The following is a 19,679-nucleotide window of genomic DNA, read 5'->3' on the forward strand; positions in this document are numbered from 1 at the left end:
CAGTGCCGTCAAAACTGTCCCTACTGGCTCTCCCTCGCCCTCCCTGGACCATTGACCAGACGCCAGGCGCAACACAGGCTCCGGGTCAACCCCCGAAGGACTTCGAGCGTCGACCACTTAGGACCCTCTTGGGCACTCATTCACCACCGGGACCGCAGGCTTTTGAGGTGGCAGCGGATCAAGTGCATGGGCAACTGCATGCCGGAGCACTGCCCGCTACACGCGCCTACAACCTCAGTAGTGGGCCTGGTAAGTCTGTGGGCCGGTGCGCGAGAGGCACTGCTGCAGATACGACTGAGCCGCTCCGGGGTGCACGCCCACGCCCAAGGGGTGGTGGTGGACCAGGAACATGAGCCCGGAGACGATCATTCGAGGCCCGTCATCGAGTTCACCGACCGGCAGGGCCGAGCCGTCAGATTCACGCCCGTCGCGACGGGGACGGGGCTGGCTCTCGGAACCCGTTTGCCGGTTGTCTACCTGCCCAACAGTCCGAAGAGCGCGCGGGTGTTCACCCGGAAGTACTGCCTGACTCCGATCGTCGGCCTGTTCGCCGGAGGCATGATCTTCCTTGGTGTCGTGGCTGGGGTCGTGCTCACGCGCTGAGCTTGTTCTCCCTCCCAGTTCTCACCCAAGGTCCACCCCGCGCACGTATCATCCCGCGGCCCGCGCATGAACGTCTTCGGCAGCTCGCCGCCGCGGGCACGCCGATGTACAGGCCCGCCACGGCGGACGCGAGAGGCTGCGGCTTCCGGGCGCGGTCCGGTCGATTTCAGCTACACGGCGTTTCACTTGGCCGGGCAGCCGGACATGACGCTGGTGATCTGCTCCGATGGCCAGGAATCGGCCGCTGGAGGTCGACAAGCTCGTGCAGGGTTGGCGGTGGCGCGTGGTGTGCCCGTGAGGCGCGGGCGAATTCGCCTGTGAGGGCCAGCAGGCGGGGTGTGAGGACCCTGGCGCCTCCGGAGCGAAGGACGAGCCGAAGGATGGGCAGTCGGCGTCGGCCGCCGCGGGGGGTGCGACAACGCCACGGACGGGGCGGCCGATATCAGGCCGCGCAACGTCAACGGGCGTCTGTGGCCGATGAGTACGGATACTCAGGCCCGCGCACCGCGTGGCGGGCACAGTGGGGGGGTGACTGGTGCGGCGGCCGTCGACGGCCGTCGACGAAGAATGGGGATGACCATGTTTTTCGCTTGGAGCTCTGCCCGGCCCGCGCGGTCACCGCGTCCGCGCCGCGTCGTCGCTGCCGTGGCCGTGAGCGTAATGACCGCCTTGGGGCTCGGGGCCTGTGCGGGCCTGGAGTACAAGGAGGACGTCTGCTCCAGCGGGGAGTACCCGGTTCTGACGGTGGGCGGCACCGGGTCGGCGTGCGTCACCGAGGGCATGGAGCCGCCGAAGGGGTTCGTGGCCTACCCGGAGGGCAAGGTGCCCAAGCAGGTCGACGACAAGTGGGATCGCTACTGGAACACCCACACCCTGGACTCGTCCGGGAAGATCATCGAGGCGCCGTAGCCGGCCGGAGGGCGCATTCCCCCCGTGGTCACCGCCGCCAGGTGCGGAACGCGGTCAGGAGCCGGTGCTGGGCTTCGTCGGAGAGGCTGTCGGGGGGAGTGCGCCGAGCTCTTGGACGGTCCGTCGGATCTGGTCGAGGTAGAGATCGCAGCCGTCGCACGCGGCGATGTGGTCGACGAACCGGGCTTCGGTTGCGGGTTCGAGTGCTCCGTCGAGGAAGGCGGTGGCCAGCTCGACGAATTCATCGCAGTTCATCTGTGTCATCGTCGCCTGTTTCTCCCCGCCGTCGGGGCAGTGTTGTCTGAGACCGAGGAGAAGTACCGCTCCAGTCTGCCGCGGATGGCGGCGCGCCCGCGGTGCAGCAGTACCCGCTGGTTGCCGGGTGAGATGTCCAGCAGGGCGCAGACCTCGTCGGATCCGTAGCCCTCTACGTCGCGCAGGGTCACCACGATCCGGTTGCGCGGGGGCAGTTCGGCCAGCGCCGCGGTGACGATCCGGTCGATCTCCTCGGCCAGGACGTGGTCCTCGGGCTCGGGCCAGGGGCGGGGCTCGTGGCCCGGCGCCCAGTGGCCGGGGAAAGGATCGACCTCGCGGCCGACGACCCGCAGACCAAGCTCTTCGTCACCATGCTCGCCGGAGTCCTCGAATTCCAGCGCGACATGATCTTGGAGAACACCAGGGAAGGCGTCGCCGCCGGCGAGACCGCGGGCAAGACCCCGGGCCGCCCCGCCGCGCTCAGCACCGCCCAGGCCGCCGAGGCGGTCCGGGCCTACTACAAGGGCGCCGCCATCAAGGCGCTCGCCCGCGGCTATGGCGTCTCGCCCAAGACCATCCGCCGGGTCCTCAACGCCGCCAACGCCCGCGACGCTGCGGCAGTCCCCAGCCCGCCGGCCACCGACACCGAGGTCGGGGACCAGGAACAGGCGCACGATCCCGGGCAGCCGCACATGATCGACATACCCGGCAGGCTCGCCGAACACCTCAAGGACACCCCGGACACCGCCGTCCGCGAAGCCCTGCGCGGCGGGCGGACCATCCGCCGCGGCCAGGGCTACTCAGTACGCATCACCGCCCCGCTCGCCCTCCACCCAGACCGCACTGGAACAGTGCACCGCCCTTGCCGATATCGGCGCGGCCCCGGCCGGGCGCAAGGCATACCGCACCTACGCCGACTGGATCACCCCGGTCAAGGTGACCGCCGCCGCCCTGGCCGCAACCGGCGCCAACGCCCTCGGCAACGGCATCTGACAGGGAGTATCCCCAGGCCAGGGGCTACTCCGTTGTTTTCTCGGCGAGTACTACTGGGACCCCATCAGCGGAGATGTAGGGGGTCTGCTGCACGATCGGGTGACATCTTGACCTGTCGCCCGAACCTGCATCAGACCCCGAGGACGAGCTGGGTGACACCTGGCCGGGGGTTGCTCCCGCCCGGCCGGCACTTGTCCGACTTCCGGGTCGAGGTATCAGCCCTTGAGCTTCTCCGGGTCGATGACCTCGCCGGGCGGCGGGGGCGTGACCGTCACAGGCTCGTTGAACGCCGTGAAATCAAAGGAACCGGGCTCCTTGCCGCCCACGGCTGCCAACCTGAGCGCGTAGGGCTGCCCCTTGGCGGATACGAGGAGCGTCTGCGTCGCAGCGCCGTCCTTCCCCGTGAGCGTCACGGCGGGCGTGCCGTTGACCTCGGTGTCCGCTCCCCGGGTGAGGTGGCTTTCCTTCTCGTCCTCATCGAACATCGTGCCGATGTCGCAGAAGGGGAACTTGTCGTCCGCCTTCGCATCCCCCGCCGGCATCTTGACCCAGCGTCCCTTGAGCATCTCGGTGAGGGCGTCCGTCTCCTTGGACGACGAGTGCTCCTCGCTGCCCGTCTGCTGCCAGAACTTCTCATCGCCCTTCATGAAGGTGTCGCCACCGAGCTGACGGATTTCGGCGGACGCACCCCCGGTGGTGAAGGTTCCGCGGCAGTTGCCCTTCGCGGCCACGGCGAAATCGAAGGTCATGTGCTCGCCGTCGATGGTCATGCCGCCCTTGACCTTGAACGAGTCCAGCTTCGTCATGGCCACCCGGGCCTTCTCGGAGATCTGAGCCGGAGTCAGTCCCTTGAACGGGTCCACCGCCTTCGGGGGCGACGGCGTGGCAGAGACAGAGTCCCCTGCCCCCTTGGCGTCCGCCTTCTTGTCGTCTCCGCATGCGGTGAGTGTCAGTGCCGCCGTCACGCACAGGACTGCCGTAGCCAGGAGGGTGCGATTGCCCATTTTGTTTCCCCTTTAACAAGACCGTTCGATGATCGGACTAGAGGGCAGAGCAAAGGGATGCGACGACCGCGACGTGATCTCCCTCACACAATGTCGCGCAGCCGTTGGGCGAGGACGGCCAGGTGACCGAACCTGTCGCCCACACCTGCAGCAGACCGTCCCGATCATGTCTGGGCTTCACCTGTGGTCCACCGCACGGCCACAGGTAACGGCTGTCCCTTCTGCGCTGGCCGACAGGCGTCAGTCACCAACCGTCTGTCCCTGTATCCCGACGTCGCTGCCCAGGTCGCGGCGCAGCAACTGCGGATGGGCGGTGAGCGTCTGGACGGCGAGCTGGGCCAGCTGCGGTCCGTCGCCGGGCGGGTAGGTGGTGAGGTTGCCGCTGACCAGCCAGGCATCCGTGTCGGGATGGACGGGCACGATGCGGCCGGCCACGAACATCCCTGTGCGCAGTTTGCCTTCACCCAGCCGGTGAGCCGCTACACAGCTGCGCGGGCGGCTGCCGGGCGGCGCAACCCCGACCGGCGCGGCACCTGGACGTCGCCGCCTGCCGCCGGGACCGGACGCCCGCCTACCGGGAACCTGCCCTGCGGCTCGCAGGGGCTCAGCACCGCAGGTGCGCGGCCCGCAGCAGGGCCGACCGTCCAGGTCGGCGCCCCCTAGAAGGCTCATGAAGATCTTGGTTGGGGGGTGTCCGGCCGTAGGCCGGGCAGCCCCTGTTCGCTATGCGGTGGCCGGGGCGAGTTGCCAGCTGCCGCCGGTGTGGGTGAGTCCGAGGTTGACCAGTCGCCGGAGGTTGAGGGCGGCGGCTCGGGTGTGGAGCCAGGTGTTGTTGACGATGGCTCCGCGGTAGCGCAGGCGGCGGTTGCCGTGCTGGACGAGCCAGGCGACGGCTCGTTCGACCGGTGGTCGCCAGCGCCGGTAGTCGGCTTGCCATTCGGGATCGGTGGTGGCTTGGTGGCGGGCTGCGGCCTGGAGGTCGTGGTGGGGGCGGATGGTCAGGATGCGGCCGGCCTTGGCCTTGGTGCACCGCTCACGCAGCGGGCATCCGGTGCACAGGTCCTTGAAGGCGGCCTTGCGCTGGTGGTGCTGTCCGCCGGGGTCCGACAGGGGGACCGTGTGCCCGGCGGGGCAGGTCACGAGGGCGGCGGTGGTGTTGATGGCGAAGTCGTCCAGAGTGAAGCCGCCGGGGACGGCGGGCCGTAGCGGGGCGGGCTTGAAGAACAGCCGGTGCCCCGCCTGGCGGAGGGCTTGGCGCGTGTCGCCGGCGGAGTAGGCGGTGTCACCGAAGGCGTCCACCGGGCTCTCCTCGTCGGCCAGCAGGTCCAGGCCGACGGTGGCCTCGTGGTGCTCGGCTCCGGCGCCGGGCCGCAGAGCCACGGCGGTGTATAAGCCGGTCTCGGGCTCGATGGCCAGGTGGGCTTTGTATCCGTCCTGCTGGTGGGTTCGGGTCTTGTGGATGTGCCGGGACTCAGGGTCGACGGTGGAGACCATCCGGTCCGGCGCGGTCCCCTGGGTGATGCGCCAGCGTCCGTCGCGGCCGTCGGAGTCCTCGGCGGGCTCGACATCCTGCCCGGCGACCAGGGCCAGCAGGCCGACCGCGTTGGCCGCTTTCTCGCCCAGTTCCTGCTCGGGCAGGTGGCCCAGCAGCCTGAGTGCGTCGGTGACCAGAGCGTCGACGAGGGCGGCGCGGGCCTGTTCGTCGTTCCAGGCGATACGGGGCTTGCCGGGATCGGTGTAGTCATGCGCAGTGCACTGGACCGCGGCCACCTCGCCGGCCCCGGGGACCTCGCGGATCACCGCACGGACGGCGGCGATGAGCTGAGTGACGGTGTCCTGGGTGGCGACCGCGTCGTCCAGCACGGTGGAGTCCAGCGCCCGCCGCTGCTTGCCCTTGAGGACACCGGTGGCCTTCACGACCTCGCGCACGGCTTCGAACACGCGGTTCGGCCGAACCGAGCGGGAAAGGCGGCGGCGGAAGTAGGCCAGCAGCGACGCATCGAACGCCATGTCGTGCAGACCCAGCCCGCAGGCGGCCTTCCACCGCAGGTCACACCGCAGTTCCTGGACCGTCTCGAAGTCCGACAGCCCGTGCAGGGCCTGCAGCGTGACCGCCGCGGCCAGGATCTGCGGCGGCATGCTCGGCCGCCCGTTCGCCGACGGGTACATGTCCGCGAACATCTCAGCCGGAAACAGCGCGCCACGGTGCTCGGCCAGGAACGCGAACACACTCCCGGCCGGGATCAACTCCCGGCACGTCTCCCACACATCCGGCCCGACCGTCTCCCCGGCCCATTCCCCCATCACCACGAAACGAGTCTGGCCCCGCCGCTCACGCGGCGGGGCCAGAACCCCAAGATCTTCATGAGCCTTCTAGGGCCTGTGTGAGGTCGTGATCAATCTCGGGTTCTCGTCCCGTGTGGGGACGGGACCTGGTAGGACGCTGGGTGTGACACGTAGGCAACTCACCGACGAGCAGTGGGAGTTCATCGAGCCGTACCTGCCGATAGGCGAGTACGGTCCGTACCCCGAGCGGCTGCGGGAGCAGTTCGAGGGGGTGATCTGGCGGTTCCGGTCCAGCGCTCAGTGGCGCGAGATGCCCTCCGAGTTCGGACCGTGGGCGACCGTTTACGGGCGCTTTCGCGTGTGGCGGGACGCCGGGGTCTTCTCCGCTCTTCTGGAAGGCATGATCGCCGAGGCCGCCCGCCGGGGAGAGACGGACTTATCCCTGGTCAGCGTGGACTCCACCACTGCCCGCGCTCACCACGACGCGGCCGGGATGCGCATCGGCAAGGACGTCATGGACGCCCTTGAGGAAGCCGCCGCCGAGCAGGAGCGGGCCCGGCAAAAAGGGGCGGCCCGCCAGAACAGAACGGACAGGACGGCAGGGACGACCCCGAGCAGGAAGAGCGACGGCGGATCAGGCGGCGGCGCAAGCTCCGCTTGACCCAGGCCCTGCTCGGCAGATCCCGTGGTGGACTGACGAGCAAGATCCATCTCGCCGCCGACCGCAAGTGCCGTCCGCTGTCCCTCGTACTGACCGCAGGACAGGCCGCCGATAGCCCGCAGTTCGTCCCCGTGCTGCAGAAGGTGCGCATCCGTCTTCCCGTTGGTCGGCCCCGGAGCCGGCCCGACGCTGTCGCCGCCGACAAGGCCTACTCGTCCCGCGCTAACCGCTCTTACCTGCGGAAACGCAACATCAAGGCAGTCATCCCGGAGAAGAAGGACCAGACCGCCAACCGGAAGAAGAAAGGCCGCCGGGGCGGCCGCCCCACATGCCACGACGGCGATCTTTACAAGGAGCGGAACACCGTAGAGCGGCTCATCAACAAGTTGAAGGCCTGGCGGGGTATCGCCACTCGGTACGACAAGACGCCCGAGAGCTACCTCGCCGGCCTCCACCTCCGCGCGTCGATGATCTGGATCAACGACCTCCTGAAGACAACTGGATGATCACAACATCACACAGGCCCTAGCGCCGCGGCCTCAGCCCAAGAGTGCGCGTCTGGCGCCCGATGGCCTCCTGGGCTACGCGCCACGCTCGGTGCACTAGGGAGCTCGAGCCTTCGGCGGGCCTGGTCCCGTCCCCGAGTGCCGCACTCAGCAACGCCAGGGATGTTCCGTACATGCTGACGCCCGGGAGAAAACCGTGGATAAGCAGAGTCGCCGCGCCGGGCGCGAGGTTGACGGCCGCCGCGCCGGCGAAGTACCGCTCCGGGGCCCCGAAGTACCACATGGCCACCATGCCGGCACTGACCAGCGCCTGGATCACGACACTCATGTCGACCCCGTCGTAACCCCCGTTCTCAGCCGGGACGAGCACACCCGCGAAAGCCACCGCCGCTCCGGCCAGAAACCGTGAGTCGTGCCGTTCCTCCATCACCGCAGCTATGCAGAAGAACACCATCGAACTCTGCAAAAGGGCCTGTTCCGAAGAGTTCAGACCGAGACTGACCACAGAGTACAACCACAGAACACCAAATAGAAGAGCCGTTCCCAAACGCAAGATCCGCACGCCGCGGGCCGTCCCCGAATCCCTCGCCGCGAGCGAGTCGAGAAAACAGCAGAGTGTCGACAGAGTAGCCAGAGATCCGCAGCCCAGAAAGAAGAGTTCTGTCTCTCTGGAATAGCTTTCGTATCCCAACTTGACGTCATGCTTCCACGCCAGCCAGGCCAGACAGGAGAACAACCCCGACAGAAGATTGGACAGCAGTAACACCCTCCAGGAAAGGCGATCTCCGAGCGAGGGATCGGCGCGCCGGCGGGCGGCGCCAGCGAACCCCTGGCCTTCCAGCCACGTGGCGGGGAGATTCGCCGCTGCGACCGGTTCCTGCCATATGGCTTCGGGCGCCGCGCTGCCGGACGGGCCGACGGCGCTCTCCCTGTCCTGCGGCGCCCGGTCCGGTCTCTTCGCGATGACTGCGTCCCCTGCTCCGTTGACTCGGCGCTGCGGCTGCGGAAGCTCCTTCGGCAGTGCCCTGACCGCGTAGTTGTACACGTCGTCCACGACGAGTGTCGTCTCCTGAGCGGACCGTGGCTCGGCGTGACGCAATGCCTCGACCAGAGCGCGTGTGAAGGGGCTCGGGTGGCCTGCCTCCGTCGCGTCGGCCGCCTTCTGTGCGGGGCCCGAGGCCGTCATGACGAAACGCCCCTTGCCGGCTAGGGGCGCCGGCGAGATCTGCGGAGGCTCGCCCTTGAAGGCACCTGCATGACAACAGTCCAGGATCACGATGACGCTCTGCGCCGGACTTGTCTCCATGTAGCCCTTGAGTTCATTGCCGGAGACGCTGGAGGAGGGCAAGAGATTGATGGTCGTGTCGCGGGCGCAGAGATGGAGATTCGACCTGCCCGGCTTTCCGTGGCCGCTGTAGTAGAACAGCAGCACGTCGTCCGAATCGCAGTCCTGGAAGAACCGGTTGGCCGTCTTCAGGATCTCGTCCTTGTCACATTCGAAGAGGACTTCCACGTTTTCCGGTTCGAAGAGACCGCCCTTCTCCGTATCGGTGAGCGCGGACCACATGGTCAGGCCATCGCGTACCGGCCCGAGCAGCTTCGGCAGTTGCACTGGCTCGGACGGATACACCGAGTTACAGATCAGCAGAGCCCGATACATGACACCCCCTCCGCGCCCTATGATCGGGCTCAGGGTACGCGCCTTGCGAGGGGGACGAGGAACATTGATGCAGCGAACGGAAGTTGCGGTGCGACTCGGAGTGGCCGGCATCGATCCCGACCACCCGTTGGCCCAGTACGCGTACGAAGAGTTCATGGAGGATGCGGACGCCGTCGCGGGACTGGTCACCGAAGAACGCGCCACACCTCTGGCCGGGCAGAAGGGCGCATTGACGGAACTGGTTCTCATCCTGAGCACACGCGGTGCCGGAAACGGCGTCATCAACCTGATCAAGCTCTGGCTGGAACGAGATCAGAAGCGCTCCGTCGAACTGACCGTCACGAAGCCCGGCGAGCAGCCGTTCACCGTGCGTGGATCCGGCGAGAAGATCTCACTCGGCCTCCTGGAGGAGACCGTCAAGGCGGCGATCGAAGGCGCGACGGCGCAGGGGTCGACGGCCGGGGACGGGAGCGGGCAGACGGCCGACTGAGGCCGGAACCGCCCAGCCGCGATCTCGGCCCTCGCTTCAGCAGCAATCCCCGGTCCACACTTAACTCCCTTGTCGCTCAACGGTTGGGCAGCAGGAAGTCCCGGCGGACCACGCACTCATCTGCCGATGAGCGGGCGTTACGGGGGCTTGCCGGTGCGGACGTGATCCGCGAGGTGGCGTCGATGTCCGCGCCAGTCGGCCGCACACCTGTGCCCATGTGGAGCGAGTGAGCGTCGATCACGCGGGAAAGCTGCTCACTCGCTCCATTGAACGTGCCTGCATCTGGCACCCATGCCTACCGCCGTACGTGACCGGGCTCGGTCCGTGCGGCCGGGGCGGCCCCTCGTCAATTGACTCGAGGCCTACTCGGCAGCGCAGGTCGTGGCCTCGGATCCAGTCGATTCCGTAGACCTCGTGCCCGTGCTCTCGCCCTTCTCTCCCGCCTCGCTGGGGGTGTAGCGCCGCCGTTGAAGCGCATCGCGTTCGCTGTCCGGGATCGTCATCGACTCGGCAAGCACGGCGGCGAGCGCGTCCACTTGGGAGTTGTGGATGTCAGCGTGGAAGTGCCACCGGATGTTCTCGTCGCGCGTGATGAGGTCGATCGCCGAGCGCGCGTTTTTGCCCTGTGTGGTTGCTGCTCGGACGTATCGCACCTGGTCGATCGGGATGACTTGACCGATCTCGCCTTGCTCAAGGAAGGCGTTCGTCTTGGCCGTGATGATGCGGCGATCGGTGAGGGCGATCAGTGTCTTGGCCGGGGCCTTGTCCCTCGCTGCCGCCAACATCTCCTTCGCTCCGCCGAGGATCGCGGAAAGGGGATCGGGGGCATCGAGCTGGTCGGAGAAGCCGAGGACACGCAGGGTCTCACCGTCCTCGAGGAACCATCGCAGGATGCGAAGGTAAGGCTCGGGAGCCAGCGATTTGGGTGCGCAGACGACGCCCGGAGCCTCGAGTTGAGGGGCCGGCGGATGGAGAGCGTCGGCAAGAGGCTCGATCGCCTCCAGAAGACGGGCGGAGATGTGGCGGGCTGCGTTGGAGTCCCTCCGCTTCCCCGACAGCGGCAGCGTGTCGCGTCCGGGCAGCTCGGCGATGATGCGTAGCTCCCGCGTGAGGGAGTCGACGAGGCTCGTCGTCTCGGCGAGAGCGGAGTCGAGCTCTGCGCGAGTGTCGCGCGCAATGATGTCGACGAGCCGCGCCTCGCCGGCGTCGTCGGGTCCAGCGGCGCGCGCCCGCGCGGCGTGGAGCGCCTGGTATCCGGTCCATGCCTTGAGGGAAGACAACAGGGCGTTGGCGTCGAAGAAGATCGCCGCGGCGTTCGTCTGGAGATACTCACGGCGGCCACGTAGGTCGAGCTCATGGATCTTCCCGATGTGGCCGCGGACGTTGAGGCGGTACAGCTCCAGCTGCTTGCCCAGGTCCGCCTCCTTGTCCGCGACCTTGTGCCACAAGGTGGTGGGGACCGATTCGACCTCTCGGGCGTGGTCGACGGCGCGATCGACGGTGGCGACGAGGCTCGTCAGTTCGGCCCACTGCTCGTTGCGGATGGTGGTCAGTACCTGGCTTGTCAGCGCGATGTTGGTCCTGACAAGGCCCGTGACCTCGCTCAACTGCATCTGAAGGCCGATCATGGCCAGCGTCGGCCCGAGGGAAGCCGCGCTCTGCACCGCGCTCACCTCAGCCACGGGGATGAAGCGTGCCTGAGCGATGAAGCGACTGGAGGAGATCACCGTTCCGAGGTTCGCGCCGTCCTTGACGGCGAGCGTCGCGCCGGCCCGCAGTAGAGCCTGTGTCGCGTCGCTGATCCTGTAGAGCCCCTGCGCGCCGGCGAATGCGTTTTTGAGGTGGCCGGCCACGGTCGCCGCGTTCCCGACCGAGGCGAGGACCGTGGAGATGCGCCTGCGGTCGGCCGCTGGCACGAGCCCGAAGTCGAGGAGATCGGGCTTGAGTTCCGCCGGGACCTCACCGAAGACGACAGCGACCCCTGGGAGCACCTCCGCCAGGACCGTCGATGGTGTCGTTGAGCCGATGTCCGAGTCGGGTGTCGGATCGTCCACCACAGGTGAGTCGGCGGTATTGCTCTGGCCGTTCTCCTCAGGCTCGGCGATCTCCGTCGAGTCCGAAGGGTCCTGCATGCGATCTCCTCCCCGCGAGGACGCGCAACGGCCAGACGTCGTCGGCGTTCACTGCCGAAGTCTACGGCTCGACGCCCTGCGGTTCACTGATCGTTTCAGAATGGGAAACGCCGTCGTCTGGCCTGCATGGTCAATGGTCCCGGCCGTAGCCACACCCTGGGGGCCTGGGGGGCTGACGTTGGCTCAAGCCCACTGCGTCTGCAGCCCGAACCGCTGCACGTGCTCCGCGCCCAGGAACGAGGTGAAGGGATGCCCCACCCGTCCCAGGACGTGCTCCCGGGTGCCGCCGTACCACCACCCCGGCAATAACAGCTCCAGGCGCCTCGTATTCTCGGAACATGGTCGGGGCACAGACACAGAAGGCCGAACGCGGACCGGGGCGGCCGCGGCAGGAGCGGGTCACGGGCGACACCCTCGACGCGGTGATCAATCTGGTGACCGAGCAGGGCGTGAAAGCGGTGACGATGGATGCCGTGGCGGCACGCGCCGGGGTGAGCAAGCCCGCCATCTACCGGCGCTGGCCGTCCAAGCAGGCCTTGATCATCGCGGCGGCCGAGTCCCGTATCGGCCCGCTGTCGGTGCCGGACCTGGGTGACATCCGGGCCGAGCTGCGCGAGGTGCTGACCGCGCGCTTGGAGGCGTACCGGCTGCCCGGTACGGCGCGGCTGCTGACGGAACTCATGGCGTCGGCCGTCGAGGCGGGCCGGGACAGCGGAGAGTACGCGGACTACACCGAACGGATGATGGCCGAGACGCGCCGCATCCTCCAGCGGGGCATCGCCCGCGGCGAGGTGCGGCCCGACGTCGACATCCGGTCGGCCGCCACGCTGGTGGCGGCGCCGCTGGTGTACCGCCTGTTGGCGGAACGCGAACTGCCCAACGAACGCTTCGTTGAGGACATGGTCGACCTTGTCGTCCGGGCGGTCGGTCACCTGGGAACCTGACAACCGCCGGCCCGTGGGCAGCGGTCGGTGACGACCGTCAGGGGGCCAGGCGCCGAGCGTCGCGGGCCGGGTCGATCAGTGTCACGGCGGCCGTACCGCCCAGCACGAGTAGTACGGCGGCGAGGAGCACGGCGTGCTGGTAGCCGGCCCTTGCCTGGGTGTCGACCAGATACCCCGTCAGGGCGGGGGCGATCAGGCCGCCCGTCGTGACCACGGCGTTCATCAGGCCGAGGGCGCCGCCGCGTCGGCGGGCCGGCACGATTTCGGCGACCGTGGTCACCGCGACCGTCGACATCGCCCCGCACAGGCCGAAGCCGACGACCAGGAGCAGCACGGTGACCGGCCCGCGTGCGGCCTGCGACAGGGCACCGCAGCCGAGGGCGGACACGAGCAGGGTGATGCCGCCGACGCGGCCACGGGCCCACCGGCTGCTCACGCCACGTCGTAGCAGCCATCCGGTCACTCCCGCCTGCCCCAGCAGCGCCATGCCGCTGACCGCCCAGATCCCGGCGACCAGGCCGGCGGCGGTGGTGGTGGAGTAGCCGAGGCCGTCATGCAGGTAGGAGGGCACCCACACCAGTGACAGGGCGATCATCCAGTACGTGCAGAAGTAGCCGGTCGTGGCACCGATCCAGGTCCTGGTGGCCATGATGCGACGGTACGAGGGGGCGGGCGAGCTCTCCTCGCCGCCGCCGGCGGAGTCGGCGCCGACACCGTGGGCTTCGGCTTGCGACGCCCGGTCCTTGCCGAAAGCGGCCCAGGCCGCCGCCCACACCACGCCGGCGACGGCGACCGCGGTGAAGGCGGAGCGCCAGCCGTGGTGCTGGATCACCCAGGTCAGCCCCGGGGCGGCGAGCACCACCCCGAGGGCGATGCCCACGCTGAGCAGAGCGCCGGGAAGGTTGCGTCGCCGGTCCGGGAACCATGCCAGGGCGCTGTGCTGGGCCACGGGGTAGGCGGGCCCCTCCGCTGCACCCAGCACGATCCGCGAGGCGACCAGCGCGGTCAGTCCTCCGCCGAGGGCCATCGGCAGCTGGGCGATCGACCACAGCAGTGCCATCCCCAGCAGCAGCCACCGTGCCCGCATCCGGTCCGCCAGCAGCCCGCCCATGGCGCCGCAGATCGAGAAGAGCAGGAAGAACGCGCTGTTGGCCAGCCCGAAGCCGGTCGCCGACAGACCCAGGTCATGGCGTATCGGGTCGGCCGCCAGCCCGAGCACGGACTTGTCGGCGAAGTTGACCATCATGAAGACCACCAGCAACCCGGTGACGGTCCAGGCCTGCCGTCGGTGGCCGCGGCTCGTCGTGACGGGCTCGGTGAGCGTGACGGGAGTGAGATCGGTGTTGGGCACGGGGGCTCCGCGAAGGTAGCTGTTCTCGGGCAGGCGTGGTCGGCGTGCAGCGTGGGGGAGGGAACGCCGGCGAATCGAGGCGCGTCGGCACACACCGATCGCAACGACACGTAAATCGTTACGTGAAGTATCGATACGGTTGGGCAGGACGACAAGGCCTGTCCGCTGCGAATACGGGACGATACCCGGAAGAGTGGCGTGGCGAAATGATCACGCTGGAACCCCTTGCGGCCGTCCATCTAAATATCGATACTTCGCGTAACGTTTTTTCGATGCGATCGTGGAGGACCGCATGCAGACCACCCGAGCCGACAAGAACCCGCTCCTGGAAAAGCCGCTGATCCACTTCGGCCGGCGTGTGCTGGAGCGGACCGCGCCCGGTACGGAGCCGGCCGAGTACCGGCTGCTGCGGATCGCGCCGATGACTCCGCACATCGGTGCGGAGATCGACGGCGTGGACCTGTCCCGGCCGATCGGCGAGGAACTCGCCGAGGAACTGCGGCAGGCGCTGCTCGAATGGAAGGTGATCTTCTTCCGGGACCAGCACGACTTCGGCGCCGAAGCCCACCTGGCCCTGGCCGCGGTGTGGGGGGAGCCGGAGCCGAATCCGTTCTTCCCCCAGGGCGACACCGTCGGCGTCTCACGGCTGGCGAAGGACGCGACGGCCATCGGCCAGGAGAACATCTGGCACAGCGACCACTCGTTCATGGCCGCGCCCGCCCTGGGCTCGATACTCCGCGCGGTCGAGGTCCCGTCGGCCGGCGGCGACACCATGTGGGCCGACATGGGCGCCGCCTACGACAACCTCGGCGACGCGATGAAGCAGCGCATCGAGGGCCTCACCGCCGTACACGACTGGGAGCCCAGCTGGGGCACGTTCATGACCCCGCAGCAGATCGAGGCGCTGCGCGTGTTCCTGCCTCCGGTGGAGCACCCGGTCGTCGTGCGGCACCCGCGCACCGGGCGCAGGACCCTGTACGTCAACGAGCCGTTCACCACCCGCATCGTCGGACTGCCCGAGGACGAGAGCCGGGAACTGCTCCACGAACTCGGCCTGCAGGCGCGCGTTCCCGAGCTCCAGGTGCGGTTCCGCTGGCAGCCCGACTCCATCGCGGTCTGGGACAACATCGCCGTCCAGCACTACGCCGTCAACGACTACTACCCCCAGCGCCGTGTGATGGAGCGCATCGCGATCGCCGGCGTCCCGCTGTCCTGAGCACCCGGCCCCTCGCCCGGCAGTCCCGGTGATCCGGGCCGGCCGTCTGCCTGCACACGGTGGCCGTGCCGCTCGCATCCGGCGGGACGGCCACCGTCGGCCCGGTCGCCCGGGACCACGACGTTCGGCGCCGCGACGCCCGAGCCTCCCATTCCAACCAGCTTGTTCGCCCCGCCAAGGAGTGACGTGAACAGCTCCGCCCTCGCCACGACCGTCCTCGACCAGCCCCTGAGAGAGCTGCGTCACCACGCCCCGTCCTGGGCGACCATGCCGCTCGCCGAACGCATCGGATTGCTGGAAAGGCTCATGCCCAGGATCCGCGACGGCGCTGCCGAGATGGTCGCGGCGGCCGCACACGCCAAGGGATACCGCCCCCACTCGCCGTGGGCCGCAGAAGACTGGGCCGGCGGTCCGTGGTCGCTGGCCCAGCAGGTCACCGCCCGGCTGCACGTGCTGCGGCGCCTGGCCGCCGGCCACGAACCGCTGCACGCGGGCGCGGTCCGCGAGCGAGGCGCACGTACCTGGGTGGACGTCTTTCCCACCACCGGCTGGGACAGCCTGCTGCTGGGCGGCTACTCGGCCCAGGTCCGGATGCAGGCCGGGATCACGGCCGAGCAGGTACGACAGGGCGCGGCCGCACAGTACCGGGGTGGTGTGCAGCGCCCCGGCGTGGCCCTGGTCCTGGGAGCCGGCAATGTCGCCTCGCTCACCGCGAGCGACATCCTGCACAAGCTCTACGCCGAGGGCCAGGTCGTCATCGCCAAGATGAACCCGGTCAACGCCTACCTCCGCCCCCACTTCGAGAAGATCTTCGCCGAGTTCATCGACCGGGGCTGGGTCCGGTTCGTCGACGGCGGGCCCGCCGAGGGCGCGTACCTCACCACGCACGACGGCGTGGACTCCATCCATGTCACCGGCAGTGACCGCACCCACGACGCCATCGTCTGGGGCACCGACGAGCAGGCCGAGCAGCGCCGCCGCGACGACACCCCGCTGATCGACAAGCCGTTCACCAGCGAGCTGGGCGGGGTCAGCCCCTGCATCGTGGTACCGGGCGAGTGGAGCGCGGCGGACTTCCGCTTCCAGGCCGAGCACATCGTCACCAGCAAGATGAACAACTCCGGCCACAACTGCATCGCCAGCCAGGTGCTGGTGCTGCCCCGCTCCTGGGACGGCACCGAGCGGCTGCTTGAGGAGATCCGCAAGGTACTGCGCGCACTGCCCGCCCGCACCGACTACTACCCCGGCGCCCGGCAGCGGCTGGACGCCGTGCTCACGGCCCACCCGGAGGCCGAGAGCCACGCCGACGGCTGCCGGCTGCTCGTACCCGACATCACCGACCACAACGACGTGCTCCTCACCCGTGAGGTCTTCGCCAGTGCCCTGGGCGTGGTGCGCCTCCCCGGCGACACCCCAGACGAATTCCTGCGCCACGCCGTGGACTTCGCCAATGACACCCTGCCGGGGACACTCGGCGCGACCCTGATCGTTCACCCGCGGACCGAGAAGGCCCACCCCGAGGCGGTCGAGTCGGCCATCGCCGAGCTGCGCTACGGCACCCTCGGCGTCAACACCTGGTCCGCCCTCGGCTTCCTGCTCGGCTACACCCCCTGGGGCGCCTATCCGGGCCACACGCGGCAGGCGATCGGCAGCGGCATCGGCTTCGTCAACAACGCCTACATGCTCGAGGACATCGAGAAGACAGTGCTGTGCGCCCCCTTCGCCCCGGCCCCGCGCGGGCTGTTCACCGGCTCCCCGTCGCTCTCGCCGCGCCCGCCGTACTTCGTCACCAACCGCACCGCCCTCACCACCCTCGAACGGGTCACCCGCTTCACGACCGCACCCGGCATCGCCAAGCTGCCCGCCATCTTCGCCTCCGCGCTCCGCGGCTGACCAGGAACCGGCCCTGACATGAACCTCAACGACCTCCTCACCCGTGCCGCCGCCGAGCACGGCCACCGCCGCGCCGTCGAGCTCGGCGAGCACGGGCTCACCTACGCCGAACTGGACGCCCTAGCCGGCCGTACCGCCGCGTTCCTCGCCGCCCGCGGCGTGGTTCCCGGCGACCGCGTGGGCCTGATGCTGCCCAACCTGGTGGAGTTCCCCGTCCTCTACTACGGTGCGCTACGCGCCGGCGCCATCGTGGTGCCGATGAACCCGCTGCTCAAGCCGCGCGAGATCGCGCACTGTGCGGGCGACTCCGGCATGGCACTCCTTCTCGCCTGGGACGGGGTGACCGAGCCCGCCCTCGCCGGGGCCGCGGACACCGGCACCCCTGTGGTGCCGATCGTGCCCGGCGGGCTCGGTGAACTGCTGGCCGAGTGCCCGGAACCGGCGCCGGTCGTGCCCCGCGAGGACCACCACCTGGCCGTCATCCTCTACACCTCCGGCACCACCGGCTCGCCCAAGGGCGCCATGCTCACCCACGCCGGGCTGGCCCGCAACGCCGAGATCGGCGGGCGCACCCTGCTCCGGCTCACCCCCGACGACGTGGTCATGGGCTGCCTGCCTCTCTTCCACGCCTTCGGACAGTCCTGCGCCATGAACGCCGCCGTGGCGACGGGTGCCCGACTCACCCTGCTCGCCCGCTTCGACCCGGACCAGGCCCTGAGCACCATCGAGGAGCGAGGGGTCACCCTCTTCGAGGGCGTCCCGACCATGTACGGCGCCATGCTCGCCGAACACGAGCGCAGCGCGGACAAGCGCGACACCAGTTCGCTGCGCGTGTGCGTCTCCGGCGCCTCCTCCCTCCCCGTCGAACTGCTGCACGCCTTCGAGGCCGTCTTCGGCTGCCCGGTCCTGGAGGGGTTCGGCATGTCCGAGACCTCCCCGATCGCCTCCTTCAACCACCCCGACCGGCCCCGCAAGCCCGGCTCCGTCGGCACACCCGTCGAGGGCGTCGAGATGTGCCTCCTCGACCCGCAGGACGGTGTCGGCGAACTGTGCGTGCGCGGGCACAACGTGATGGCCGGCTACTGGAACCGCCCCGAGGCAACCGCCGAGACCATCGTCGACGGCTGGCTGCGCACCGGCGACCTGGCCCGCGTCGACGAGGACGGCTACTACTACATCGTCGACCGCAAGAAGGACCTCATCATCCGCGGCGGCTACAACATCTACCCGCGCGAGATCGAAGAGGTCCTCTACGAACACCCCGCCGTGGCCGAGGCCGCCGTGATCGGCATCGCCCACCCCACCCTCGGCGAGGAGGTCGCCGCCGCGATCGCCCTGCGCCCCGGCGCCGAGGCGGGCGCGGACGAACTCCGCGACTTCGTCCGCGAACGGGTGGCCGCCTACAAGTATCCTCGCGACGTCTGGCTGGTCGACGCCCTGCCCAAGGGCCCCACCGGCAAGATCCTCAAGCGGGAGATCGCCACCCCCGAGAGCCGCTGACCCAGCGCTCCTTGCCCCGGGCGCTGCGGCGGTGCGCTGTTGGGTGAGGGCGGCGTCCTCTGCGCCGGTGCCGCGCCTCGCACGGCCGCTACTCCACCGACAGGCGCGCCTCCTAGGGCTCCTACCGTCCCAGCAAGGCCTGCGACAAAGGCCGCCATTCCTTGATCCATGTCGCTGACCTTTCCTCCGACGCCCAACCGCCGCTAGAGTTCGATCTTCGTAGTCAAAGGGTGTTCTGGTGGCGCCGTCCGGCGTGGTGACAGAGATGCCTGGTCGTGTACGAGGACCCGGCTCCGCATACGTGTTTACCGAGGTCGAACCGGAGAGCCATGTCCGCCATACCGCTGCCCACGCCGTCTCAGCCAGGCTCCAAGCGCAATCAGAAGGGCCGCAGACTGGCGACCGCGGGTATGCTGGCGCTCGGTGGGGTCGTGCTGGCAATGAGCCTGATCAGCAGGGCAATCTCCGGTGACGCCGACGAGAATCCGGACAAGCGGATGTCGGGCGCAAGCGACCGATCGGCCGTGAGCCTCGCGGTGGGCGACTGCTTCACCAGCTCGCAGCACAAAGAGGTCTATTCCACGGTACCCGTGCCGTGCTCCCGGCCACACGACGGCGAAGTGTTCGCCACGGTCGCTCTCACCGGGTCCAGCGGCGCCGACGACGTCCTCGCAAAGCAGTCATACCGCCAGTGCAGCGATCGGCTGACCGACTACGTCATGGACGACTGGTCCTTGCCTCACACAACGGGCGTCAACTACTACTACCCGACCGGTGAAGTCCAGCAGGCGGGTAACACAACCGCCACCTGCTTTACGGCCGACACGCACGGCCAAACCACTGGCAGCGTACGCGAGCAGGAGACCAACCTGACGGAAGACCAGCTTGCCTTCCTCAGGCAGGAGCTGGCCTCCGCGCGCGTCTTCAAGACCTATCCGCACCTGGGAAGCACGGCCGCCAACCAGGTCTGGGCTGCGAAGATGGCGACCGCGCTGGACCGTGAGGCAGATGGCCTCAAAGCCACCAACTGGCCTGTCGGTGCCGTGCCCGAGGTCACCGCCTACGTCGGGGAGCTTCGAAAGAGCGCCGAGCTGTGGCGCAAGGCCGTGGTGGCACGTTCGGACAACAGTTACTGGGACCGTTCTGACAACGCCTGGAACCACCCTTCCTACAAGTATCAGCGGGAGGTCCGGAAGGCCCTGGGGCTGGCTTCGGATGTCCCCGCCACCTCCTTCGGGCCACCGTTCTAGGGCCTGTGTGAGGTCGTGATCAATCT

16 protein-coding genes and 2 pseudogenes are annotated in these 19,679 nt (G+C 68.7%); 10 read left to right on the plus strand and 8 right to left on the minus strand.

All coding sequences use genetic code 11. The features are described 5' to 3' along the window. The first annotated feature begins 336 nt into the window (after positions 1-336). Positions 337-603: a DUF3592 domain-containing protein gene (locus ACQPXS_RS00905; RefSeq protein WP_433445980.1), complete on the plus strand. Its 267-nt coding sequence runs from the start codon at positions 337-339 to the stop codon at positions 601-603. Positions 604-1,248: 645 nt separating this feature from the next. After that, positions 1,249-1,512, plus strand: coding sequence for an SCO0607 family lipoprotein (locus tag ACQPXS_RS00910; protein WP_433445982.1), 264 nt, complete (start codon positions 1,249-1,251; stop codon positions 1,510-1,512). Between the two features lie 54 nt (positions 1,513-1,566). On the opposite strand, the gene ACQPXS_RS00915 is transcribed toward ACQPXS_RS00910, so the two are convergent. Both ACQPXS_RS00915 and ACQPXS_RS00920 read right to left on the minus strand, forming a co-directional pair. Beyond that, on the minus strand, positions 1,567-1,767 hold the full coding sequence (locus ACQPXS_RS00915; RefSeq protein WP_433445984.1) for an anti-sigma factor family protein: 201 nt from the start codon (positions 1,765-1,767) through the stop codon (positions 1,567-1,569). A gap of 5 nt (positions 1,768-1,772) precedes the next feature. Beyond that, on the minus strand, positions 1,773-2,165 hold the full coding sequence (locus ACQPXS_RS00920; protein ID WP_433455640.1) for an RNA polymerase sigma factor: 393 nt from the start codon (positions 2,163-2,165) through the stop codon (positions 1,773-1,775). 6 nt (positions 2,166-2,171) lie between these two features. Between ACQPXS_RS00920 and ACQPXS_RS00925 the strand changes: the two are divergent. After that, a pseudogene (locus ACQPXS_RS00925) lies at positions 2,172-2,303 on the plus strand (hypothetical protein); the annotation flags it as partial. Positions 2,304-2,975: 672 nt separating this feature from the next. Here ACQPXS_RS00925 and ACQPXS_RS00930 read toward each other — a convergent pair. The 3 genes from ACQPXS_RS00930 to ACQPXS_RS00940 all read right to left on the minus strand — a co-directional run bounded on the left by ACQPXS_RS00930 (position 2,976) and on the right by ACQPXS_RS00940 (position 6,068). Then, complete coding sequence (locus tag ACQPXS_RS00930) at positions 2,976-3,725, minus strand: hypothetical protein (protein WP_433445986.1); 750 nt, start codon at positions 3,723-3,725, stop codon at positions 2,976-2,978. Between the two features lie 279 nt (positions 3,726-4,004). Next, entirely contained in the window at positions 4,005-4,199 is a 195-nt protein-coding gene (locus ACQPXS_RS00935) for a hypothetical protein (RefSeq protein ID WP_433445988.1), read from the minus strand. Positions 4,200-4,487: 288 nt separating this feature from the next. Beyond that, positions 4,488-6,068 (minus strand): IS1182 family transposase, encoded by a 1,581-nt coding sequence (locus tag ACQPXS_RS00940; protein WP_433455642.1) that lies wholly within the window; start codon positions 6,066-6,068, stop codon positions 4,488-4,490. Between the two features lie 145 nt (positions 6,069-6,213). Here ACQPXS_RS00940 and ACQPXS_RS00945 point away from each other — a divergent pair. Beyond that, positions 6,214-7,217: pseudogene (locus ACQPXS_RS00945) on the plus strand (IS5 family transposase). Positions 7,218-7,236: 19 nt separating this feature from the next. Here the strand turns inward: ACQPXS_RS00945 and ACQPXS_RS00950 are convergent. Beyond that, on the minus strand, positions 7,237-8,877 hold the full coding sequence (locus tag ACQPXS_RS00950; RefSeq protein WP_433445990.1) for a caspase family protein: 1,641 nt from the start codon (positions 8,875-8,877) through the stop codon (positions 7,237-7,239). A 100-nt stretch (positions 8,878-8,977) separates the two neighbouring features. On the opposite strand from ACQPXS_RS00950, the gene ACQPXS_RS00955 reads away from it, so the two are divergent. Further along, positions 8,978-9,367: an effector-associated constant component EACC1 gene (locus ACQPXS_RS00955; protein ID WP_433445992.1), complete on the plus strand. Its 390-nt coding sequence runs from the start codon at positions 8,978-8,980 to the stop codon at positions 9,365-9,367. A gap of 362 nt (positions 9,368-9,729) precedes the next feature. Here ACQPXS_RS00955 and ACQPXS_RS00960 read toward each other — a convergent pair whose 3' ends face one another. Then, positions 9,730-11,499, minus strand: a complete 1,770-nt coding sequence (locus ACQPXS_RS00960; protein WP_433445994.1) for a hypothetical protein — start codon at positions 11,497-11,499, stop codon at positions 9,730-9,732. Positions 11,500-11,837: 338 nt separating this feature from the next. On the opposite strand from ACQPXS_RS00960, the gene ACQPXS_RS00965 reads away from it, so the two are divergent. Continuing rightward, complete coding sequence (locus tag ACQPXS_RS00965) at positions 11,838-12,443, plus strand: TetR/AcrR family transcriptional regulator (protein ID WP_433445996.1); 606 nt, start codon at positions 11,838-11,840, stop codon at positions 12,441-12,443. Between the two features lie 37 nt (positions 12,444-12,480). On the opposite strand, the gene ACQPXS_RS00970 is transcribed toward ACQPXS_RS00965, so the two are convergent. Beyond that, entirely contained in the window at positions 12,481-13,794 is a 1,314-nt protein-coding gene (locus tag ACQPXS_RS00970) for an MFS transporter (protein ID WP_433445998.1), read from the minus strand. Between the two features lie 292 nt (positions 13,795-14,086). Here ACQPXS_RS00970 and ACQPXS_RS00975 point away from each other — a divergent pair, with 292 nt between their 5' ends. The 4 genes from ACQPXS_RS00975 (at position 14,087) to ACQPXS_RS00990 (ending at position 19,653) form a co-directional block, all read left to right on the plus strand. Further along, on the plus strand, positions 14,087-15,010 hold the full coding sequence (locus tag ACQPXS_RS00975) for a TauD/TfdA dioxygenase family protein (RefSeq protein WP_433446000.1): 924 nt from the start codon (positions 14,087-14,089) through the stop codon (positions 15,008-15,010). A 186-nt stretch (positions 15,011-15,196) separates the two neighbouring features. Beyond that, entirely contained in the window at positions 15,197-16,903 is a 1,707-nt protein-coding gene (locus ACQPXS_RS00980; protein ID WP_433446002.1) for an aldehyde dehydrogenase family protein, read from the plus strand. 18 nt (positions 16,904-16,921) lie between these two features. Further along, a complete protein-coding gene (locus tag ACQPXS_RS00985; protein ID WP_433446004.1) occupies positions 16,922-18,403 on the plus strand; it encodes a long-chain-fatty-acid--CoA ligase in 1,482 nt (493 codons plus the stop codon). A gap of 329 nt (positions 18,404-18,732) precedes the next feature. Beyond that, complete coding sequence (locus tag ACQPXS_RS00990) at positions 18,733-19,653, plus strand: septum formation family protein (RefSeq protein ID WP_433446006.1); 921 nt, start codon at positions 18,733-18,735, stop codon at positions 19,651-19,653. Positions 19,654-19,679: the final 26 nt, after the last annotated feature.

It is taken from the genome of Streptomyces sp. CA-142005, from assembly GCF_050942335.1.
GTDB lineage: Bacteria > Actinomycetota > Actinomycetes > Streptomycetales > Streptomycetaceae > Streptomyces.

What these genes read in the sequence shown, in the direction of transcription:
- ACQPXS_RS00915 (WP_433445984.1), bottom strand. Translation starts at nt 1,767, where the DNA reads ATGAACTGCGATGAATTCGTCGAGCTGGCCACCGCCTTCCTCGACGGA.
- ACQPXS_RS00960 (WP_433445994.1), bottom strand. Translation starts at nt 11,499, where the DNA reads ATGCAGGACCCTTCGGACTCGACGGAGATCGCCGAGCCTGAGGAGAAC.
- ACQPXS_RS00940 (WP_433455642.1), bottom strand. Translation starts at nt 6,068, where the DNA reads ATGGGGGAATGGGCCGGGGAGACGGTCGGGCCGGATGTGTGGGAGACG.
- ACQPXS_RS00990 (WP_433446006.1), top strand. Translation starts at nt 18,733, where the DNA reads ATGTCCGCCATACCGCTGCCCACGCCGTCTCAGCCAGGCTCCAAGCGC.
- ACQPXS_RS00975 (WP_433446000.1), top strand. Translation starts at nt 14,087, where the DNA reads ATGCAGACCACCCGAGCCGACAAGAACCCGCTCCTGGAAAAGCCGCTG.
- ACQPXS_RS00965 (WP_433445996.1), top strand. Translation starts at nt 11,838, where the DNA reads ATGGTCGGGGCACAGACACAGAAGGCCGAACGCGGACCGGGGCGGCCG.
- ACQPXS_RS00985 (WP_433446004.1), top strand. Translation starts at nt 16,922, where the DNA reads ATGAACCTCAACGACCTCCTCACCCGTGCCGCCGCCGAGCACGGCCAC.
- ACQPXS_RS00950 (WP_433445990.1), bottom strand. Translation starts at nt 8,877, where the DNA reads ATGTATCGGGCTCTGCTGATCTGTAACTCGGTGTATCCGTCCGAGCCA.